Here is a 20,607-nt window from a genome sequence, read left to right on the forward strand (position 1 = left end):
GCCCGCGCCCGGCACATCAGTGCGCGCAGGAGCGCCGGTACGCCAGGTGCGGGAACAGTTCGTTCCACTTCGCCTTTCCGATGTTCGCGGGGCGCGTCCGGCACAGTCGCTCATACACCGCGTCGGGGTCGAGGTCCAGCAGGAACGTCTGTGACCCGCCGCTGGATCCGCTCGAACCACCGGGCTTGACGAGGAGACGGGGACGCTTGCCCGGCAGGAATCGGGCCTGCTCCGCGAAGGGCAGGTCGGTGTATGCCGGGGTCTCCCACCGGCCGGTATCGCGGGCCTTCCAGAGCCGGTACGACTTCTCGGTCATCACCCACTGGCCGTCCGGGCTGGTGGTGACCGAGGTGACCTCCCGCTCCAGCCGCAGACTGTCCAGGCGGCGGACGTCACGTGGATCCGTCACGTCCCAGACGAGCACCTGTCCGCTGTCGAGCACGGTGGCCAATTCGTTCCGCTTCAGCTGGAAGTAGTTGGTGGGGGCGGCGGGAAGCCGGTCGCCCTCGACCGGGTGCTTCATGTCGGACATGTCCCACAGACGCAGCTGGCCCCCTGACTCCTCGGTCATCAGGATCTGTGCGGAGCGGATGTAGGCCGCACCTGAGTAGAGATAGGCGTCCTTGATCAGGGCGGCCTTCGCGGGCCGTGCCGGGTCGCCGACGTCCCACAGCCGCAGGTCGTTCCTCTCCCCCACCGCCAGCGTCCGGTTGTCCAGCCACCACAGGATCCCCTCGAGCGCACGGAGGGGTACCGTCATCTCGCCGCGCCTTCGTGGCCGGTGGATGTCCCGGATGTCCCAGAGCTCGACAGTGCCGCGGGTGCCGCCGAGGGCGAGCAGCGTGCCGTCGGGGCTGAGGGAGGGAAGCACATCCGACTCGTGGAATCGGAATTCCCTCCCCGGGACCGGTTTGGAGCCCGGCGCGGTGCCGAACTCCCACATGCGGAAGGCGTTTCCCACCTGCCGCACCAGCGCGGATGTGCCCTTGTTGTCAGCCGCGGCCAGCACCCTTCCGTCCGGCCGGAAGGCCAGGGACGGGCTGCCCTCGCCCCACAGGGCCTCGTACTGCTCCCTGGCGAACGCTGTCAGCTTGCCGCCTGGCCCGACCGACCACCACCGCAGGCCATCGGCGCCCACGGCGGTGATCAGATCCCGTTTGGGGTGATAGGCGACCGCAGTCACCGAGGGCGCCTCGGCGGTGTCACGCAGCACTGGCCGCGCCGGATCGCGGACATCCCATATGCGCACGCTGGCCGGGCGGGAGGCCGTCTCCTTCCCCGGCTCATCCGATCTCCCGTTTCCGGTGGTCAGATACCGGCCATCGCGGCTGAAGGCTATGGAGATCACGTCCGTATTCGCCGCCTTCATCTCCCGGCGGGACACCGGCCGGGCCGGATCGGTCAGGTCCCAGAGCCGCACCAGGCCGCCCTTCCTCCCGGCGGCCAGGGTGCGTCCATCGGGACTGAACGCCAGCGAGAAGGTGGTGTGCGACGGCATGGACCGCTCCGCCAGCTTCCTGGGCGCTTTCAGGTCCGAGACGTCCCACACGGTGAGTCGCCTGGCGTTCTGGACCGCGACGACGGGCTTTCGAGGATGGTGGGCGAGTGTCGCGTTGCCATCGGCGTATTCACCGAGCGGCACAACGGCCGCCGGTCGTGAGCCGACCGTGGAGCGCAGGTCCCACAGCGCCAGTTGCCCGGGCTCGCCGCTCTTCTCCTCTCCTCGCCGCAACGTGGCCGCCAGCCCCCGCCCGTCGGGGCTGAACGCCAGGTTGAGCACCACGCGGGGGGCTGCCGTCAGCACCACCTGCCTGCGGGCCACGGAGGAGGCGTAGAGACCGGCCCTCGTCTCCGGAATCCGCGCCATCCGGTAGGCGGCCAGGCTGAGCTGAAAGGCCGTCAGGGGATCGCGCTCGCGCAGTTCATCGGCGCGGGCCACCAGTTCCTGGGCGGTCTCCACGGCCTTCCTGTGCTCCGCGTCGTCCGAGGCGCGGTCGGCCCGTACGATCGCGACGCCGAGCACCAGAGCCAAAGCGATCAGCAGGGACACTCCGGTGCGGAGGCGGACCGCGCCACGTCGGCGCGCCGATACGCTCGCGGCGAGGAAGTCCCGCTCCACCCCGCGCAGTTCCAGGATCCGCCCGCCGTCCTCGAACCTGTTCTGTACGGCCGTCAGATGCTTGCCGGTGTAGAGACCGCTCGGCGGCCTGCCCGCCTCGTCCCAGGCGTCGGCCGCCTCCGCCAGGCTCCGATGGGCGAGCAGCGCCTCCAGGTTCTCGTTGATCCAGGACCGCAGCGCGGGCCAGCCGTACAGCAGCGAGTCATGACACAGCTGGGCCCGGTCGTCGTCGACCACGACGAGGCGCGCCTCGACGAGTCCGCGGAGCAGGGCCGTATTGCGCTGCCGGTCGCGTTCGTCCGACGCGGCGACCAGGTCCTCGGTACGCACCCGGCGACGTACCGCCTTGCCCTCGGCCCCGACCAGGTGCACCAGGCGCAGCAGCAGTGCGCGCAGGGCGGGCCGGTCGGCAGGCTCGAGGGAGGCGTGCACTCGCTCGGCGGTCTGGGCCACCGAACCGCGAATGCCACCGGTGGCATGGTAGCCGGAGACCGTCATGCGACCGTCTCGGCGTCGTGTCCAGGTTTCCTGAAGGGCGTGGGCGAGGAAGGGGAGCGCGATGGTGTCGCCACCGATGCTGGTGTCCTGTTCCCGCAGGTCCCGCAGGAGCAGTTCGGCTAGCCCGTCCTCCAGGTGGAGACCGGCGTGGTCGGCGGGGCCGCGTATGACGGACAGCAGTTGGTCGTCGGTCATCGGCGCCACGGTGAACTGCCCGTCCCGTATGATCCGGGAGAGCCGGGGGTCGCGCAGGAAGTGCCCGTAGTAGTCGGCGCGCAGGCCCAGGACGATACGAGGGCCGCCCTCCCTCCTCACGGACACCGCGCGGATGAACAGGTCCCGTTCTTCCGGGTCCTGGCACTGCGTGAAGATTTCCTCCAACTGGTCGACGATCAGCACGCCCGGTGCTCGATGGGTGTCGCCCGGCGGGGTGGGGAACCGCCCGGCCCCCAACTCGGCGGCGGTTTCCCCGAAGGGCCGGCCGACCGCGTCCGCCCACTGGGCGACGAGTTCCCGGAACGGCGCCGGTCCCGGGGCCGGGAGCAGCAGTACGGGACGGCGAACGTCCGGCGACGCTCCCAGCCCGGCCCTCAGCAGCGAGGACTTGCCCGCCCCCGAGGGGCCGACCAGTACGACGGGGCCGGGCGGCGCGGTGGGCGCGACGCGCTCGAGAAGTGCGCGGGTCAGCTCGGCGCGGCCGAAGAAGAGGTGACGTTCCTCGGGCAGGAAGGGCCGCATACCCGGATACGGACAGACTCCGCCGCTCTCGTGGGGTAAGGGCTCTGCCTCTGGCGCGGGCGCGTACCTCGGGTTGGGGGCGACGACGAGGTCGCCCACGCGGCCCACTCCGTCGGCGTGGGGGCGTGCCGGGCCGCCATGGAACCTCTGGTCGAGATGGCGGTAGAGATCGGCGAGTGTGAACCGTTTCGGACCTGCCGTGTCCCCTTCCGTGAGCAGCCGCAGCAGCTCACCGCTGAACAGCGTGTATCGCGCGCCTTCGGGGGCGAAGGACGCGGCGTAGTAGGTGGCGGATGTCAGCAGGAAACTGCCGACCGGGCGTGCGGCGAGGTACGGATCACGCCGAGCGCCCTGGGATGCCACCTCGGCGAGCCCGGAGAAGCAGCAGTCCAAAATGACCACGGGACTGGCTGGTGAGGCGCTCAGCGCCTTTCTGACCTCGTCGTACGGGACGGCGTACGCCGTGCTGTCCGCTGAAGCGCTCGCCGCGGTCGCCAGGTACAGCCCGTCCTGCGGGCCGAGGAGACCGTGGCCGGCGAAGAAGAAGACGACGATGCCGTCCTCCGGCACCCGGGTCGTGGCCCGTTCGACGGCGGCCAGCACGTCGGTCGGATTGGCCGGGTCGGTGAGCAGCTGGATGTGGTCGGGATTCATCCCGCAGACGGAACCCAGGACTTCGGCCATAGCCGCGGCGGACCGCCGGGCACCGGGAAGGTCCGGCAGTCCGGAGCCCTGGGGGTGCCGTCCGGTGCCGACGACGACGGCGTACGCGTGGGGCCCGGCCAGGCCGCTCACGGTCGGCTGCTCCCGCGGGCTCATCCCCGGTTCCGTTGCTGGTCCCGTGCCGGAGCCGGCTCCGGTCCCGTTGTCGGTGGGCTCTGCTGAAGTGCCTCCGCGACCCGCTGGGCGAGGTCACCCGCGCCCTCCGCGGTCAGGCCCCGCACCCGTTCGGAGGTGACCGTGACCTGCGTCCCGTCGGGCCGGGTGATGGTGACGGTCTGGTTGCCGCGGCGATTTTGGAACCAGGCCACGACCGCTGCCGCGAGCGCGGCGGTCAGCCCGCCGGGGGCGAGCAGCACGGGCAGCAGTTCGGCCATCGCGCCCATTGTCCCGGCCGCGGGTTCGGCCGCCGCCTCCCGCCCCACACGACCGCGCAGTTGGGGGTCGCGGGTAAGCCAGCGCCGCAGATCGCTGGACGCACCGCTGCCACCGCTGACCGATAAGACGACCCTCATGCCCACCCCCGCCGAGCGACTACGCCGTCACTTGGATGAGGGTATCGCCCGACGGTCACGCAAGTCAGTGACGCGGTCACCGGCGCTTGGAGGTGTTGGCGGCCGCCGTGGGGGTTGGCTTGGGTGAGGGTCTGGGGCGATGACGTCCTGCGAGTGACGGGCGATGTCGGCACTCAGCCGACGTGGACGTGGGGCCGGCGGGCCCTGTCGGGTTCGGCCTCGCGGAGGACTTCCCTGGTGACGGGTGCGACCTCTCCCTGGCCGAAGAGGAAGAACCGCACGAACTGGGCGAAGGGGCTGCCCTCGGTCCACTCGAAGTAGATGTGCGGTCTGCGCCCGGTCTCGTCCCGTACGTGCAGCAGCAGGGCGGCCAGCGAGTTGGGGATGCTGGAGCCGTCGAGGGTCAGGACGCGGTAGCGGCCGTGCAGCACCTCGCCGTGGACCTGTACCGCCGTCTCGAAGTCGGAGGGGTCGCGCACGGTGACCTCGACGAAGACGAAGTCCTCGTCGTCGGGGATGTCGTTGTCGGCCCGGATCTGGTGGATCTTGTCGCGGTATTCGGCCGGGTCGCGGTTGTCCGGCTCGTTGGCGATGAACCGGATGCGACGGGTGGCGGCGTCGCGGACGAACCGCTCCGCCGTGGCGTCCAGCTCCATGTCCGTCACGCGCAGTTCGAAGGCGCGGGCGAGCCGGGACAGCAGGGATACCAGGATGATGCCCGCGATGAAGCACGCGCCGATCTTCACACCGTCGGGGCGTTCCACCACGTTCACCGCCGTGGTGTAGACGAAGACCACGGAGATCACGCCGAAGCCGATGGTCCAGCCCCGCTGCCGGGCGCGGCGGGCGGCGATGGTGACCGCGACAGCGCGCCGCGTCCCCGGCATGGCGGCGCATCGACATGCTCATCCGCGCGCGGCTGGACGCGTGACTCAACGTCGGAGACACGCCGTCGGCCCTCGCCTCCGGTGCGGCTCCCCGACCGAGCCGTCCCGCCTCCACTGCCACCGCCCGCCAGACCGCCCCTGCGCCACAGCGAGGACGATCCCCTGGACGGCGAGATGCCCGGTCCACCGACCGGGCACCCCTTATGGACGGCGCTGTGTGCGCGCCACTTCTTTGTGGTGTCCGCGCCTCATGTGAAGGAGCGCAGTCGCAGGCTGTTGGTCACCACGAAGACCGAGGAGAACGCCATCGCGGCGCCCGCGATCATCGGGTTGAGCATGCCGGCGGCGGCCAGGGGCAGGGCGGCGACGTTGTAGCCGAAGGCCCAGAAGAGATTGCCCTTGATGGTGCCCAGGGTCTTCCGGGAGAGCCGGATCGCGTCCGCGGCCACCCGGAGGTCCCCGCGTACGAGGGTGAGGTCGCCCGCTTCGATCGCCGCGTCCGTGCCCGTTCCCATGGCCAGGCCCAGGTCCGCGGTGGCGAGGGCGGCCGCGTCGTTGACACCGTCGCCCACCATCGCGACCGTACGGCCTTCGCCCCGCAGGCGCTTGACCACATCCACCTTGTCCTGCGGCAGGACCTCGGCGATCACCTCGTCGATGCCGACGGCCCGGGCGACCGATTCGGCGACGGCCTGGTTGTCACCGGTCAGCAGCACCGGCCTCAGGCCCAGTCTCCGCAGCTCGGCCACCGCCTCGGCGCTGGTCTCCTTGACCGCGTCGGCGACGGTGAGCACCCCCCGCGCCTCGCCGTCCCAGGCGACGGCGACCGCCGTACGTCCCTCGGCCTCCGCGGCGGCCTTGGCCTCGGCCAGCTCCCGGGGCAGTTCGATCGCCCACTCCCGCAGCAGCTGCTCGCGCCCGACGAGCACCGCGTGCCCGTCGACGACGCCCTGGACTCCCAGACCGGCGACGTTCTCGAAGTTCTCCGGCACCGGGAGGCTCCCGGCCCGCGCGATGGCCCCGGCGGCGATCGCCTGGGCGATCGGGTGCTCGGAGGCATGCTCCAGCGAACCCGCCAGCCGCAGCACCTCCTCCTCGTCCACCCCGGGCGCGCGGAAGACGTCCTGAAGCCGCATCCGGCCCGTGGTCACGGTCCCGGTCTTGTCCAGGACGACGGTGTCCACGCGGCGGGTGGACTCCAAAACCTCCGGTCCCTTGATCAGGATGCCGAGCTGGGCGCCACGCCCGGTGCCGACCATGAGGGCGGTCGGTGTCGCGAGCCCCAGCGCGCAGGGGCAGGCGATGATGAGCACCGCGACGGCCGCGGTGAAGGCGGCCGTGGCGTCGCCGGTGACGAACAGCCAGGTCAGCAGGGTGCCCAGGGCGATGAGGAGGACGACGGGGACGAACACGCCGGAAATCCGGTCGGCGAGGCGCTGTACCTCGGCCTTGCCGTTCTGGGCGTCCTCGACGAGCTTGGCCATCCGGGCGAGCTGGGTGTCGGCGCCGATCCGGGTGGCCTCGACGACCAGCCGCCCACCGGCATTCACCGTGGCACCGGTGACGGCCGAGCCGACCGCCACATCCACCGGCACGGACTCACCGGTCAGCATGGAGGCGTCCACGGCCGAGTGGCCCTCGACGACAGTGCCATCGGTGGCGACCTTCTCACCGGGCCGTACGACGAAGCGGTCACCGACCGCCAACTGCCCCACCGGGATGCGTACTTCCTTGCTGTCCCGCAACACCGAGACGTCCCTGGCGCCCAGCTCCAGCAGGGCCTTCAGCGCCGCGCCCGCCTTGCGCTTGGACTTCGCCTCCAGATAGCGCCCGGCGAGGATGAACGTGGTCACACCGGCCGCCGCCTCCAGATAGATGGAGGAGGAGCCGTCGGAGCGGGAGATGGTGAACTCGAATCCATGGCGCATGCCCGGCATCCCGGCATGCCCGAAGAACAACGCCCATACCGACCAGCCCAGTGCGGCGAGCGTTCCGATCGACACCAGCGTGTCCATGGTCGCGGCACCGTGACGGGCGTTGGTCCAGGCGGCCTTGTGGAAGGGGAACGCGCCCCAGACCACGACCGGAGCCGCCAACGTCAACGACAGCCACTGCCAGTTGTCGAACTGCAGGGCCGGGATCATCGCCATCAGGACGACGGGCACGGAAAGCGCCAACGACACCAGCAGGCGCTGTCGCAGCGACGCGGACTCACCCTCGGCCGCGGCGGGCCCGGATGCCACTTCCTCGCCGCTCGGAGGCGCGGGAGGCAGCGGCTCCTCGGCGGTGTAGCCGGTCTTCTCCACGGTGGCGATGAGGTCGGCGACCGCGACCCCGTCCGCGTACGAGACCTTCGCCTTCTCCGTGGCGAAGTTGACGGTCGCCGTCACACCATCCATGCGGTTGAGCTTCTTCTCGATACGGGCCGCGCACGAGGCACAGGTCATACCGCCGATGGACAGCTCGACCTCGGCGGCGGGCGTCAACGTCTTTTCGGGAGCCGTACTGAGCATGGAGATTCTCCTGGGGAGGGCCGGGACGCACGGCGTCCGTATCAGCGGAGCGGTACGTCCCGGCGGGAAGGAATACGCGTTCCTGGAAGGAGTGGCCCGGGGATCAGGCCGTGCCGACGAGCTCGTAGCCGGCCTCGTCGACAGCGGCCCGGACGGCCTCCTCCTCGAGCGGGGCGCCCGAGGTGACGGTCACCTCACCGGAGGCGGCGACGGCCTTGACCGCCGTGACACCGTCCAGCGCGGATATCTCCTTGGACACCGCGCCCTCACAGTGGCCGCAGGTCATCCCGGAGACCTTGTACACGGTGGTGACGCCGACGCCCTGGCCATCGGCCGCGGTCGCCGAGCCGCAGGAACCATCGGAACTGCAGCAGGAGCCGGAGGTGGACTGTGAAGTCATGGCTTCTCCCTCGGGGTGTCGTCGCATGCGGTCATCTGCCGGAAGGCGGTGTTTGCCTGCCTCCCGACACCGACAACACCATACCCCTAGGGGGTATTCCCGTGTCCATGGCACCGGCCACACGAAATCCGCTCGGCCGAGGCTTTCCGCGAAGGAAGCAGCGGACCGGCGCTTCAGCGCCACCGCCCTTCACCCGACACACCCGGCGTCCCGACACACCCGGTACCCCGACACACCCGGTGTCCCGACACATCCGGTGTCAGATGCGCGAGCCCTGCTCCCGCACGGACCCCGGGGACGGACCCGCCCTTTCGCGGAACCGCCCCCGGGGTCAGGCGCGCGCGGTCAGGACGCGTAGGCCACCAGGGCCATCATCCCCGCCTCGCCGTGGTAGGCGTTGTGGCAGTGCAGCATCCACTGGCCGGGGTTGTCCGCGTCGAAGACGACGGACACCTTCTTCTTCGGCAGCACGATGGTGGTGTCCTTGCGCGGCCCCGCGCTGCCGAGCTGGTAGGTGTGGCCATGGAGATGCATCGGATGCCACATGTCGGTGGTGTTGACGAAGTCCAGCCGCACCCGCTGGCCCTCCTCGACACGCAGCGGACTCGCGTCCGGGTCGTTCATGTCGAACTTCCTGCCGTTGATGGCCCAGTCGTACTTGTCCATACCGCCGGTCAGCTCGATGCGGTGGACCCGGTCCACCCGCTTCGCCGAGAGCCGCACCTCATCGGCGGCACGCAGCTGGGACGCGCTCATGATCATGCCGTCCAGCTCCTTGGGGCGGACGGACGGGGACGGCTTGCCGCCCGGGCCGGTACGGATCAACGCCATGCCGCTCGCCTTCTTCCCCTCGGCCAGCGCGACCAGGGGGAAGACGCCGTCATCGAGGGTGACCAGGACGTCGTAACGCTCCCCCATACCGATCAGCAGCGCGTCGGTCCGGCGGTGCTCGACGGGGTAGCCATCGGTGTGGGTGATGGTCAGCTGGTGGCCGCCCAGCGCCACCCGGTACGCGGTGTCCGAGCCCGCGTTGATGATCCGCAGCCGCACCCGCTTGCCCGGTTTACCGGTGTAGACGGCAGGGTCCCGCGGGACCCTGCCGTTGACCAGGTGGTACGGGTACTTCACATCCCCCGCGTCGCCGCCCAGGAGCTCGCTGTCGGCGCCCATGAGCATGAAGCTCGTGTCCATGCCGCCCATATCGTGGCCGCCCGAGCTCTCGGGGCTGGGGCTGCTGCCGCCCATACCGCTCATACCGCTCATGCCGCCGTGGTCCATTCCGCCCATGCCCTGCTTGAGCTCCGCGAATGCCTCATCCGGGGTGCCGGTGACGCCATCGAGCCAGTCGTCGAGGACGACGACCCACTCATCGTCGTAGGACAACGGTTCCTTCGGGTCCTCGACGATCAGCGGGGCGTGCAGGCCGCGGTCGAGCTGGACACCGACGTGGGGGTGGAAGAAGTACGTGCCGGGTGCGTCGGCGATGAAGCGGTAGGTGAAGGCCGCTCCGGCGCGGACCGCCCGCTGCGTGGCCGGGGGCACGCCGTCCATGTCGTTGCGCAGGGCGAGGCCGTGCCAGTGGATGGATGTGGTGGTCCTGCCCGGCAGCTGGTTGGTCAGCTCGGCGGCCAAGGTGTCCCCGGCCGTGAGGCGGATCTCCTTACCCGGGGCCCGTCCGTCGAAGGCCCAGGTCCTGGCCATGATGCCGCCGCCCAGGTCGAGCCTGGCAGGGGTGGCGGTCAGGCTTCGCTTCACCACCTTGCCGGTGGACGAGCGCTTCTTCTCCACGCGAGTGACCGCGGAGCCGGAGGGACTGACCAGACCGGGGGCGCCGCCGGAGCCGGAGGCGCTGTTGCAGGCGGCGAGCGCGCCGACGCCGGCCGCCCCCAGTCCGGCCAGCAGGACGGATCGACGATTGATGCTGTTCACAGAGGTGGTGTCCTTGTCTCGATATGCCATTCAGGTCACATGCGGACATGGCTCCTCGCCCCGTCGCCGGGGGCGGGGATGCCATGGGGCGCGGCCTAAATGCGCAAACGAGAAAGGACGGAGAGCAGGTCGGGCGGGGCGCGCTCCGCCGTGCCGGAAGCAGCACGCCCGGAAACGGCCGCGTGCGGGGCAGCGTCGCGTTCGGCGTACGCCATCGCGGGCGGCGCCGCGAGCTTCACGGAGTCGACACTGGAGGCGGAACAGTGCTCCACGCCCACACCGCCGCAGGCCATCTTTCCATCGCCGTACGCGACCGGATCGGCCTGGGGCACTGGCTGCGGAGCCGGCGAGCCCGCCGTCGGATCGTCGATGGTGGCTGACGCGGCGGCGCCCTGGTGGGCATCGTGTTCGATCGGGTCCATGGGCATGGCCATGGCGGCCATCGCGCGCGAAGCATCCGGCGACGTGGAGGACATCGCCGTGCTCGTCTGGTGGTGGACCAGGACGGCGATCACCATGAACAGAGAGACGGCGGCGCCACGGGCCCAGCGGGCCGCACCACCGTGGGTGCCGGCCAACCGGACCTTCCGCACCGTCATCGCTCCCACCTACGCCACCTACGCTCCCTGCCAGCGGATCGCCAATATACCCTTGGGGGGTAGGTGACCGCACACCCCCTTCGGGATCCGCGCGACCCCCGTCCGAAAGGCACCCCATGAGCCAGCCTTCTACCGGTCCGATCGTCGAGCGGGTGGATGCCCGGCATCGGTACGAGATCCTGGTCGACGGCGAGCGCGCCGGCCTGGCCGCGTACCGCGACCGCGGTGAGCAACGCGTCTTCCATCACACGGAGGTCGGCGACGCGTTCGCCGGGCAGGGCCTGGCCGCGCTGTTGGTCCAGCGGGCGCTCGCCGACGCACGCGACTCCGGCAAGCGGGTCGTGCCCGTCTGCTCCTACGTGGCCAAGTTCCTCGAGAGGCATGACGAGTTCGCCGACATCGCCGACCCCGTGACCCCCGATATCCTGCGGTGGCTGGAAGCGGAGCGGGACTGACCGCCGAGGATGGCCGTGATCAGGAGGGGTCCTCGTCCAGCTTCTCCACCATGCGCTCGGAGACCCGCGCCGACGTCCGCGGCTCCGCCGGCTCCGACGGCTCCGCCGGTGTGATGTGGTCGTCCGCCGCCTGAACCCCCTGGGGCGCGGCCGGACCCGTTTCCGGGTCCGGCACCCGAACACCCGGCGACCCCCGTACGGCTCCCGTGGCCTGGCGGCTCGCCCTGCCCGGCAGCCGGCCGTTTGTCAGCTGCCGGTGGACCGGACGGTGCTCATGATCTTCTTGATCTGGGCGTCCGTCAGCGCCTTCGGAACTCCTTGGTCCGCGTAGATCACCCAGCCGTGCATGGTCCCGTCGGGGAGCTTCTGCGCGATGCTGTGCGCGACGGCCTTCGGCGGAACGCATGGGCTCGGGCGGTTGGTGACGGTGACCTGAGCGGTCGCGGTGTAGCCGTCAATACCCCCCTGCTTCCACGGCTTGGCCTCGCTGACCTTGATCTTGGGCTTGTGGTCCGCACCGCCGTACGCGGCGAAGCCCCAGTTGCCCGCCCAGTTGCGGGCGTTCTCCTGGAGCGTGCCGTCCTTGCCGCCGCCCGTGGTGCCGACGGTGGCGAGCTGCCCCTTGCCCGCCTCACCGAACGCCTTGGGATTGGGACTCGACGCGCAGCCGCCCTCACGGTAGTTGCCGGCCGCGGTCATGACGACGATCGGCTGGCCGTTCTCGTCCGTGTAGGAGAGGGCCGTCTCCTCGTCGAGGACCTTCCACTTCTCGGCCTTGCCCGGCACGTCGTAACGGAAGTGGTGCTTCTGCGAGGTCTGCGTCTGCCACCCCGCGAACAACGGCTGATCGCCCGAGGGGTTCGCCGGGGCGGAGGACTGGGACGACCCCGCGGAAGGCGCCTTCGACTCCGCGGCGCCGGTGTCCTTGTCCGTGGCACTGCCGGTGTCCTCGTTGCATCCGCTCAACGCGACGGCCATGCCGATGCCGACGGCCGCGATCAGGGTCTTCTTCGTTCGCCGGGACGGCGTCCGGGTGGGGTGTGGGTGCTGAACAAGGTTCTTGAAGATCTTTGACTGAGACATGATCGGCACTCTAAGCGAGCCGCGTCGCCACACATCCCCAGGTGGGCGCTCCACCGCGAGACGGATACCCACTCGTGACACATCACATCAAGCTGATACGCGGCGCTGTGGCCGTACCTGTGGACCGCTCGCCGTGACCCTCACCGATCTCGCGATTCTTCTGTCGGGGCAGTGAGGGGCGGGGCGTCGTAGGGAACGCCGACCTTGGCGGCCAGGCCGGCGATCATCAGCTCCAGGCCGTAACTGAACTCCGCGTCGTGATCGCTGTCGGCCAGATAGGGCGCGGTCGCGGTCAGAATCGGGTCGCCGGAGGCCGCGATGGCTTCGGTGCGCTGCTGGACCTGGTCGCTGTCCATGGCGCCCAGATAGATGGCGTAACCCAGTTCGCGCATGATCGAGCCGACCATGAAGGCGGTGTAGCCGCGCAGGACGTGGACCATCTCCTCGGGGGCGAGGCGGAGTTCGTCGAGGCAGGACAGCGTGGAGCGCATGGCCTCCAGGGCGGCGGGCGACTGCGTGGGCCGGGTCAGCACCAGGGGGAACGCCTTCGGGTGCTGCTTGGCGGCGGCGCGGAAGGCGGCGGCGTGCGCCCGGATCCGCTTCTGCCATGGTCCGCCCTCCCCCTCGGGAAAGGCGATGCCGGCCAGCAGCGCTTCGGCGACGCCGTCGAGAAGGGCCTCCTTGTTCGGTACGTGGTTGTAGAGCGACATGTTCTCGATGTCGAGTTCCGTGGCCAGTTTGCGCAGGGAGAAGGCGTCGGGGCCATCGCGGTCGATCATCGTCACCGCCGCCGCGATCACCTTCTCGCGGGTCAGGCCGACTCGCCTGCCACGGCCGGTCCCTCGCGCCGTCATGCGTCACCTTCCCTTGACATCACTCACGCCGCAAGTCTAGCGTTCCGGCCCACAAGACTTGCAGTGCAAGTGTCACGGTGGGCGATGGCACTGGGTTCACGAGCCGACCAGGGAAGAAGGACTCGACCGATGAAACTCGCCTGGCAGGACACCGACGTCCTCGACATGCCCACGCTCGGCACCCCGATCACCACCCTCGGCGGCCTCGCGGACATACCCGGCGGCTACGGCGCACAGCTCGAGTGGGCCCGTACGCGGGCGAAGGCGCTGCGTACCGAGTTCGCGGCGACCGGTACCCCGGACAGCGTCACCACCTGCGACCTGGTGACCCTGCCCTATCCGACGAGATTCGTCCTCTTCCGCGCCTCCCGGGCCATCGCCCCCTTCCTCGCCATCACCAACCGCATGCTCGTCATCCGCTGGACCGAGAGCGACGGGCGGCGGCGGGTGCTCCTGTTCGAGCCGAGCGATGTCCAACTCGGCCGCAACACCCCGTACTTCGCCGCACTGGCCCGCCGCACACCCGGCCCGCTGCGATCCCTGATGGTCACCGAACACGGGACCGTCCTCGGGCACCTGGCCCGGCTCGGCATCGCGCCCGAGGACGTCGACTATCTCCTCTTCGACCATCTGCACACCCAGGACCTGCGCCGGTGGATCGGCACCAGCGCACCCCAGCCGGACTTCGGCGACGGCCCGGTCGAGCCGGTGTTCCCCAACGCCAAGGTGATCGTGCAGCGGCATGAGCTGCTGGCCATGTCCGAGCTCCACCCGCTGCAGCGGCCCTGGTACCAGCCCGACGCCTATCGGGATGTGCGGCCCGACGCCTTGTCCGCCGTCGACGGCTCGCTGCTCCTCGGCCCCGGTGTCGCGGTCGTCGCCACCCCCGGCCACGTGCTGGGCAACCAGACCCTCCTGCTGAACACCTCCAGCGGCATCTGGGCGTCCAGCGAGAACGCCATCGCCGCCGAGTGCCTGACCCCCGAGCACTCCCGCATGCCCGGCATCGCCCGCTGGGCTCGCGGCTGGCAGCAGGAGGTCGTTCTGAACGCCAACACCATCGAGACGACCGCCGAGCAGTACAACTCGCTCATCATCGAGAAGACGCTCGTCGACCGCGCCCAGGCCGACCCCCGCTTCCTGCAGTTCTTCCCCTCCAGCGAGCTGACCGCCGCCTGGACCAACCCCGGCACCAGGCCCACCTTCACCCACAAGGCAGTGACCCACCCATGACCACCGTGATCAGCGACGAGATCCTCGCGTACCGCCAGAAGCTGGTCCTGGACCACTTCCACGACGAGGTCCGCCAGGAGTGGGACGACGTTCTGGCCACCTTCCCGCATCCGCGCTACGAACTGATCCCCACCATGACGGTCCACGACGGCGATGCGGCCGTGCGCGGCTACTACCGCGACAGCCGCCGCGCCTTCCCCGACCAGGACCACGAGATCATCGCCCTGCGCCACTCCGGCGACGCCGTGATCGTCGAATTCTGGCTGCTGGGCACCCACCTCGGCCCGCTGGGCGCGATCCCGCCCACCGGAAACCGCTTCCGTGTCCGCATGACCGCGTACTTCATCTTCGACGACGACGGAAACGGGGCTGAGAACCTCGTCTGCGAGCGCATCTACTTCGACAGCCTCACGCTGCTGAAACAGCTGCTCGGCGGCCTGAACCTGCGCAACCCGCGCAACTGGCTCCTGGCCGTCCGCTGTCTGCGCGGACTCCTCAAGGAAGCCGGCGGCACCCCGCACCCCGCCCTCGTCAACACGCCGAAGGCGGACCTGTCGTGAAGGTCCACCACCTCAACTGCGGCACCATGCACCTGCGCGGCGGACCGCGGCTGGTCTGCCATGTCCTCCTCCTCGAGACGGACGCACAGGGGCTCGTGCTCGTCGACTCCGGCTTCGGCCTCATGGACATCACCAACCGTGGCCGCCGCGTGGGCCCGACCCGCCACTACATCAAACCGGCCCTCGACCCCGAGGAAACCGCCGCCCACCAGGTGGAACGGCTCGGCTTCCACCGCGACGACGTCCGTCACATCGTCCTCACCCACTTCGACGCCGACCACATCGGCGGCCTCGCCGACTTTCCGCACGCCACCGTCCACGTCACCGCGGCCGAGGCACGCGGCGCGATCCACGCCCCCTCGTGGCGCGAACGCCTCCGCTTCCGCCCCGCCCAGTGGGCCCACGGCCCGAGCGTCGTCGAACACAGCCCGGACGGCGAGCCGTGGCGCGGGTTCGCCGCCGCCAAGGAGCTCGACTCCGTCGCGCCCGGCATCGTCCTGGTCTCCCTCCCCGGCCACACCCGCGGCCACGCCTGCGTCGCGGTCGACACCGGCACCCGCTGGATCCTGCACGCCGGTGACGCCTTCTACCACCCCGGCACCCTCGACGGCCGCGCCCCCGTGCCCGCGGCCCTCCGCGTCATGGAAGCGGCCGTCGCGTACGACCTGAAACAGGTCCGCGCCAACCACGCCCGCCTCCGCGAGCTGCACCGGCGCGCGGAACCCGACCTGACGATCATCTGCGCCCACGATCCGGCCCTGTACGAAAGGATGCGGGCCGGGTGAGGGAAGCCACCGGCGTCGGGGGTTGATCGCCCTGGTCCGGGAGCACTGCGACGCTCTTCCCTGATCACCCGAGAGCGGCATGAACATGTCAGCAGCTGGCTGGCAATTTGAGTCAGCGCGGCCCGTGGAGCACCGCTGCGGCGTGGGCCGCCGCGGGGGTGCTCAGCGCGGTGTTGAGCTGGTCGAACAGTGCGCCCGCGGCCACGCCGTTCCACTCCGGCGGCAGCAGTTCCAGGGGCAGTCCCGGGTCGCGGTAGGGCATGCGCCGCCACTCGGTCAGCATCGGCAGGTAGATCCGGAACGCCTCCAGCGGCTGTGGCTCGCGCCGTGTCACCGCCTCCAGGACGGGGCGGTACCGGTCCAGGAAGTGCGCGTACATGGCGGTGAGTTCGCCCAGGTCCCACCACGACCGGACCTTCGCACCCAGATCCCGGGAGGCGAAGTGGTCACCGGTGAAGAGGTCGACATAGCCGGACAGACCCCGGCGCTCCAGGGTCCGCCGCACCTCGTCCGCCAGGTGTCCGGGGGCCACCCAGACGCCCGAGGCGACGGTGCCGAGGCCGAGCCGGGTCAGGGCGGTGCGCAGTTCGTGCCGCTTCTCGCGCTCGGACTCGGGCACGGAGAACACCACGAGCACCCAGCCGTCCTCGCGGGACGCCCTGGCCCGGTGGAAGATGCGTACGTCCCCCTCGGCGAGCGTCTGCAGGGTGGAGTCGGCGAGCGAGTACCCGGCGACGCCCTCGCGGCGCTCGCCGCGCAGCACCTCGCGGCGTTTCATCCGGGAGACCGAGGACCGCACGGCCCGGCTCTCCACGCCGAGGTCCGCCATCAGGCCGATCAGCGAGGCGACCGAGAGCCAGTTGTGCTCGCCCCGGGCGTAGAGGCCGAAGAGCGTGAGGATGAGCGGGGCGTGACGGGATTCCCGTTCGCCTGTCGCCGTGGTGGCCGATGTCGTCTGCGCCGTCATGTCCCGCCACCCTAACGCCTGGCGCCTCGTGGATGATCACCTGCTCCCGCCGAGGCTATGTGAGACGGGTCCGCCTCACCCTGTTGCGCAGTTCGCCGAGCCCGCCGACCCGGGTCACGGGCGCGGCGGCACGAGTCGTTCCTCGGGTATCACGGCCACACCGAGGATCTCGATCATGGCTTCGGGCTGCCACAGCGCCGTGCAGCCGATGCCCGCCATGGCCGGGTAGACGGGCCCGGCGAGCTCGCGCCAGACCTTGCCGATCTCCTTGCCGTGGGCCTGGTAGTCAGGGATGTCGGTGAGGTAGAGGGTCACGCTCACCAGGTCCTCGGGCCGGCCGCCGACCTCGCGCAGCGTGGTGAGCAGATTGCCGAACGCCTGCCGGAACTGCTCGACGATGCCCCCCGGAACGATCCTCATATCGGCGTCCAGGGCGGTCTGCCCTCCGAGGTGGAGGGTGTTTCCGGCGAGTGTTCCGTGCGAGTAGCCGCTGGGCTTCGGCAGAGCGGGCGGGTTCACGGGGGCGGGGGTCATGGGGCCTCCGGCTCGGTTGTGTTCCGTCCTGCCCCGGGGCCGGGCAGGTGTATTGACTTTAGATGACGACCGTGAAAAATACGAGACATCGGATCCTGGTCCCCGACTGAACGGAGCCGACCCCATGGAGCCCGATCTGAGCAAGTACCGCCTCGAGGGCGACAATTCGATGTACCGGCTGCCCAGTGGCATCGTCGCCCCCGTGGTGACGCGCGGTGGCCTCGAGAGCGCGAACACCGCCGACTCGGGCGGTGCCGTCCGTGTCTCGGGCGTGAGCATCCAGCACACCCCCGCCACCCGTCTGTGGTTCGGCAAGGTCAGCAACGAACCGGGCTATCGCTCGGTGACCCACCACCACGGCGAGGCCGAGACCGGTGGCTATGTCCTGTCCGGCCGGGCCCGCATCTACTTCGGCGAAGAACTCCAGGACTACGTCGACATGGAGGAGGGCGACTGGGTCTTCGTGCCGCCGTACATGCCGCACGTGGAGTGCAACCTCTCCCGCACCAAGCCGCTGACCTGGATGACCACCCGGACGCCGGAGAACATCGTGGTCAACCTGCCCGATATCGCCGACACCGAGCTGCGCGACTGGCTGGACCGCCGATGACCCCCACACCCCCCACCTCGGCCGTCTTCACCGCCGCCGTCACCCTCAAGCCCACCCAGCCCGAACACTTCGACCTCGCCTTCACCGCCACCACCCAGCCCTGCCCCTGGCCCAAGGCGTACGGCGGCGATCTGGTGGCCCAGGCCGCGGCGGCGGCCATGCGGTCGGTGACCGACGGCAAATCGCCGCACTCGATGCACAGCTACTTCCTGCGCCCCGCCGACATCGGCGCCGAGGTGCGCTACGAGGTGGAGGTGGTGCGCGACGGCCGCGGCTACAGCACCCGGCAGGTGCGCGGCTACCAGAACGGCAAAACACTGTACGTCTGCCTGGCCGGATTCGCGGCGGGCGAGGCCGGTGCGGCCTTCCACACCGACTTCGGTGCGGACGTGCCCGACCCGGAGGACCTGCCCAGTTCGGCGGAGTACCTCGCCGAGCGCGGTGGTGGCTCGATGACCGAGGAGTCCAAGGCGTACTGGTCCGGCGGCCGCGGCTTCGACATGCGGCACGTCCCCGGCCCGGTCTATCTCACCGTCGAGGGGGAGCGGCTTCCGCACCAGGCGGTCTGGCTCAGGCCCTTCGACACCCTCCGCCCGGTCGACGGGCTGACCGACGCCCAGCGGGACCTGGCCGCCCTGGCGTACGTGTGCGACTACACGATCCTCGAACCCGTGCTGCGGGTGCTCGACCTGCCCTGGGCCAGACCCGGGCTGGTCACCGCGAGCCTCGACCACGCGATGTGGTTCCACCGCCCGGGGCCGGTGGACGGCTGGCTGCTCTACGTCCAGGAAGCCGTCGCCGCCGACGCGGGCCGGGGCCTGGGCACGGGGCGCTTCTTCACGCGCGATCGCCGCCACCTGGCCACCGTGGTCCAGGAGGGCCTGATCCGCCCCACCTGATCCGCCGCTCCCCCCGGCGGGCTCCCGGAAGGACTCTTCCGTGACGCTTCCCCTCTCCCCCTCGGCACACCTCGACACCTTCACCCGCGACCAACTGCCCCCCGCGCACCTGTGGCCGACGATCGAGTTCACCACGCCGGAACTGCGCTACCCGGACCGGCTCAACGCGGCCACCGAGCTCATCGACACCCCCACCGCGCTCTTCGGCCCCGACCGCCCCGCCCTGCGCACCCCGGCCGGCGAGGTGTGGACCTACGGCGAACTGCTCACCCGCGCCAATCAGGTCGCCCAGGTGCTCGCCGAGGACCTGGGCCTGGTGCCGGGGCAGCGGGTCCTGCTGCGCTCGCCCAACAACCCCTGGACCGTGGCCTGTTGGCTGGGCGCCCTGAAGGCCGGCGGTGTCGCCGTCACCACCATGGCCGCCCTGCGCGCCCGCGAGCTCGCCCCGATCGCAGAGCGCACCCGGCCGTCGATCGCCCTCGTCGACCACCGGTTCACCGACGACGTGTACGCCCTGCGGGACTCCGTCCTGCCGTCACTGACCGTCGTGGAGTACGGCGGCACCGGCACCCGGGATCTCGTGACCCGGGTGGCCGCGAAATCGGGTGAGTTCACCACCGTCGAAACCGCCGCCGACGATGTGGCGCTGCTCGGCCCCACCTCCGGATCCACCGGCGCACCCAAGATCACCATGCATTTCCACCGGGACATCCTGTCCATCGACAACACCTTCGGCCGCCACACCCTGGGCCTGGTCCCGGACGATCTGGTGGCCTGCACCGCGCCCCTGGCCTTCACCTTCGGCCTCGGCATGCTGGTGGTCTTCCCGCTGCGGGCCGGCGCCTGCGCCCTGCTGACCGAGGCGGCCACCCCGCTCCAGCTCGCGGAGAGCGTGCGGAGCCAGGGCGTCACCGTCCTGGCGACGGCACCCACGGCCTACCGGGCGATCCTGCGCGAGGGCGCCGAGCGGCGGCTGGCCGGGCTGCGGATCGGCGTGTCCGCGGGCGAGCACATACCCCGCGCCACCTGGGAGCAGCTGCACGAACGCCTCGGCCTCAGGATCATCGACGGCATCGGCGCCACCGAGCTGCTGCACATCTTCATCTCCGCCGCCGGAGACGACATCCGCCCCGGCTCCACCGGCCGTCCGGTCCCCGGCTACCGCGCCACCGTCCTGGGCATCGACGGAGAGGAGCTCGGCCCCGGCGAGCCGGGCAGACTCGGTGTCATCGGCCCGGTCGGCTGCCGCTACCTCGACGACGAACGCCAGCGGGACTACGTCCTGGGCGGCTGGAACATCACCGGTGACATCTTCCACCGGGACGAGGACGGCTACTTCCACTACCACGCCCGCAGCGACAACATGATCGTCTCCTCCGGGTACAACATCGGCGGCCCCGAGGTCGAGGCCGCCATCGACACCCATCCGGACGTCGCCGAATCCGCCGTCGTGGCCCGCCCCGACCCCGAGCGCGGCTCGATCGTGTGCGCCTTCGTGGTGCTGCGCGACGGCGTACCCGGCGACGCGGCGAAGGCGAAGGAGATCCAGGACCATGTCAAACAGGTCCTGGCGCCCTACAAATACCCCCGCGAGGTGCGCTTCCACAGCGCCCTGCCGCGCAACACCAGCGGCAAACTCCAGCGCTTCGCGCTCCGCAGGATCATCGAGGACGAGCAGGCCTCCGCCGAGGCCGTCGCCGAGAGTTAAG

The 20,607-nt window shown here is 70.4% G+C and carries 18 protein-coding genes and 1 pseudogene; 7 read left to right on the forward strand and 12 right to left on the reverse strand.

Going from position 1 to position 20,607, the window contains the following annotated elements:
* Positions 1-16: 16 nt before the first annotated feature.
* From IEJ02_RS04800 to IEJ02_RS04830, 7 genes and pseudogenes are all read right to left on the reverse strand, one after another.
* On the reverse strand, positions 17-4,174 hold the full coding sequence (locus IEJ02_RS04800; RefSeq protein ID WP_191063530.1) for a caspase, EACC1-associated type: 4,158 nt from the start codon (positions 4,172-4,174) through the stop codon (positions 17-19).
* Positions 4,171-4,590, reverse strand: coding sequence for an effector-associated constant component EACC1 (locus IEJ02_RS04805; protein ID WP_191063531.1), 420 nt, complete (start codon positions 4,588-4,590; stop codon positions 4,171-4,173). Before IEJ02_RS04805 ends, IEJ02_RS04800 begins: the two co-directional genes overlap by 4 nt.
* Before the next feature lie 173 nt (positions 4,591-4,763).
* Positions 4,764-5,468: pseudogene (locus IEJ02_RS04810) on the reverse strand (amino acid transporter); the annotation flags it as partial.
* Between the two features lie 257 nt (positions 5,469-5,725).
* Positions 5,726-7,990, reverse strand: a complete 2,265-nt coding sequence (locus IEJ02_RS04815; RefSeq protein ID WP_191063532.1) for a heavy metal translocating P-type ATPase — start codon at positions 7,988-7,990, stop codon at positions 5,726-5,728.
* Between the two features lie 103 nt (positions 7,991-8,093).
* On the reverse strand, positions 8,094-8,390 hold the full coding sequence (locus IEJ02_RS04820; RefSeq protein ID WP_191063533.1) for a heavy-metal-associated domain-containing protein: 297 nt from the start codon (positions 8,388-8,390) through the stop codon (positions 8,094-8,096).
* 345 nt (positions 8,391-8,735) lie between these two features.
* Positions 8,736-10,319, reverse strand: coding sequence for a multicopper oxidase family protein (locus IEJ02_RS04825; protein WP_191063534.1), 1,584 nt, complete (start codon positions 10,317-10,319; stop codon positions 8,736-8,738).
* A 95-nt stretch (positions 10,320-10,414) separates the two neighbouring features.
* Positions 10,415-10,918, reverse strand: coding sequence for a hypothetical protein (locus tag IEJ02_RS04830; RefSeq protein WP_191063535.1), 504 nt, complete (start codon positions 10,916-10,918; stop codon positions 10,415-10,417).
* A gap of 116 nt (positions 10,919-11,034) precedes the next feature.
* Between IEJ02_RS04830 and IEJ02_RS04835 the strand changes: the two genes are divergently transcribed.
* The gene (locus IEJ02_RS04835; RefSeq protein ID WP_191063536.1) at positions 11,035-11,373 is read left to right on the forward strand and encodes a GNAT family N-acetyltransferase; all 339 of its coding nucleotides are present in this window, start codon (positions 11,035-11,037) and stop codon (positions 11,371-11,373) included.
* Positions 11,374-11,392: 19 nt separating this feature from the next.
* Here the strand turns inward: IEJ02_RS04835 and IEJ02_RS49715 are convergent, their stop codons facing one another.
* The 3 genes from IEJ02_RS49715 to IEJ02_RS04850 form a co-directional block, all read right to left on the reverse strand.
* Positions 11,393-11,548 (reverse strand): hypothetical protein, encoded by a 156-nt coding sequence (locus IEJ02_RS49715; protein WP_191063537.1) that lies wholly within the window; start codon positions 11,546-11,548, stop codon positions 11,393-11,395.
* Positions 11,549-11,619: 71 nt separating this feature from the next.
* The gene (locus IEJ02_RS04845) at positions 11,620-12,456 is read right to left on the reverse strand and encodes a DUF8017 domain-containing protein (RefSeq protein WP_223863394.1); all 837 of its coding nucleotides are present in this window, start codon (positions 12,454-12,456) and stop codon (positions 11,620-11,622) included.
* Between the two features lie 140 nt (positions 12,457-12,596).
* A complete protein-coding gene (locus IEJ02_RS04850; RefSeq protein ID WP_191063538.1) occupies positions 12,597-13,310 on the reverse strand; it encodes a TetR/AcrR family transcriptional regulator C-terminal domain-containing protein in 714 nt (237 codons plus the stop codon).
* Between the two features lie 129 nt (positions 13,311-13,439).
* Between IEJ02_RS04850 and IEJ02_RS04855 the strand changes: the two genes are divergently transcribed.
* From IEJ02_RS04855 to IEJ02_RS04865, 3 genes are read left to right on the forward strand one after another with little or no spacing between them, the layout of a single operon-like run.
* On the forward strand, positions 13,440-14,543 hold the full coding sequence (locus IEJ02_RS04855; RefSeq protein WP_191063539.1) for a hypothetical protein: 1,104 nt from the start codon (positions 13,440-13,442) through the stop codon (positions 14,541-14,543).
* Positions 14,540-15,103, forward strand: coding sequence for an ester cyclase (locus IEJ02_RS04860; protein WP_191063540.1), 564 nt, complete (start codon positions 14,540-14,542; stop codon positions 15,101-15,103). The genes IEJ02_RS04855 and IEJ02_RS04860 overlap by 4 nt, the downstream gene beginning before the upstream one ends.
* Complete coding sequence (locus IEJ02_RS04865; RefSeq protein ID WP_191063541.1) at positions 15,100-15,888, forward strand: MBL fold metallo-hydrolase; 789 nt, start codon at positions 15,100-15,102, stop codon at positions 15,886-15,888. Before IEJ02_RS04860 ends, IEJ02_RS04865 begins: the two co-directional genes overlap by 4 nt.
* A gap of 112 nt (positions 15,889-16,000) precedes the next feature.
* Here IEJ02_RS04865 and IEJ02_RS04870 read toward each other — a convergent pair whose 3' ends face one another.
* A complete protein-coding gene (locus IEJ02_RS04870; RefSeq protein ID WP_191063542.1) occupies positions 16,001-16,855 on the reverse strand; it encodes a PaaX family transcriptional regulator in 855 nt (284 codons plus the stop codon).
* Positions 16,856-16,969: 114 nt separating this feature from the next.
* Positions 16,970-17,389: a RidA family protein gene (locus tag IEJ02_RS04875; RefSeq protein ID WP_191063543.1), complete on the reverse strand. Its 420-nt coding sequence runs from the start codon at positions 17,387-17,389 to the stop codon at positions 16,970-16,972.
* 124 nt (positions 17,390-17,513) lie between these two features.
* On the opposite strand from IEJ02_RS04875, the gene IEJ02_RS04880 reads away from it, so the two are divergent.
* From IEJ02_RS04880 to IEJ02_RS04890, 3 genes are read left to right on the forward strand one after another with little or no spacing between them, the layout of a single operon-like run.
* Positions 17,514-17,999: a cupin domain-containing protein gene (locus tag IEJ02_RS04880; RefSeq protein ID WP_191063544.1), complete on the forward strand. Its 486-nt coding sequence runs from the start codon at positions 17,514-17,516 to the stop codon at positions 17,997-17,999.
* On the forward strand, positions 17,996-18,898 hold the full coding sequence (locus IEJ02_RS04885) for an acyl-CoA thioesterase (protein ID WP_191063545.1): 903 nt from the start codon (positions 17,996-17,998) through the stop codon (positions 18,896-18,898). Before IEJ02_RS04880 ends, IEJ02_RS04885 begins: the two co-directional genes overlap by 4 nt.
* 40 nt (positions 18,899-18,938) lie before the next feature.
* Positions 18,939-20,606, forward strand: a complete 1,668-nt coding sequence (locus IEJ02_RS04890) for an AMP-binding protein (protein WP_191063546.1) — start codon at positions 18,939-18,941, stop codon at positions 20,604-20,606.
* Position 20,607: the final 1 nt, after the last annotated feature.

This window comes from Streptomyces sp. 5-10 (assembly GCF_014712245.1).
In the GTDB taxonomy this organism is placed as follows: Bacteria; Actinomycetota; Actinomycetes; order Streptomycetales; family Streptomycetaceae; genus Streptomyces; species Streptomyces violaceusniger.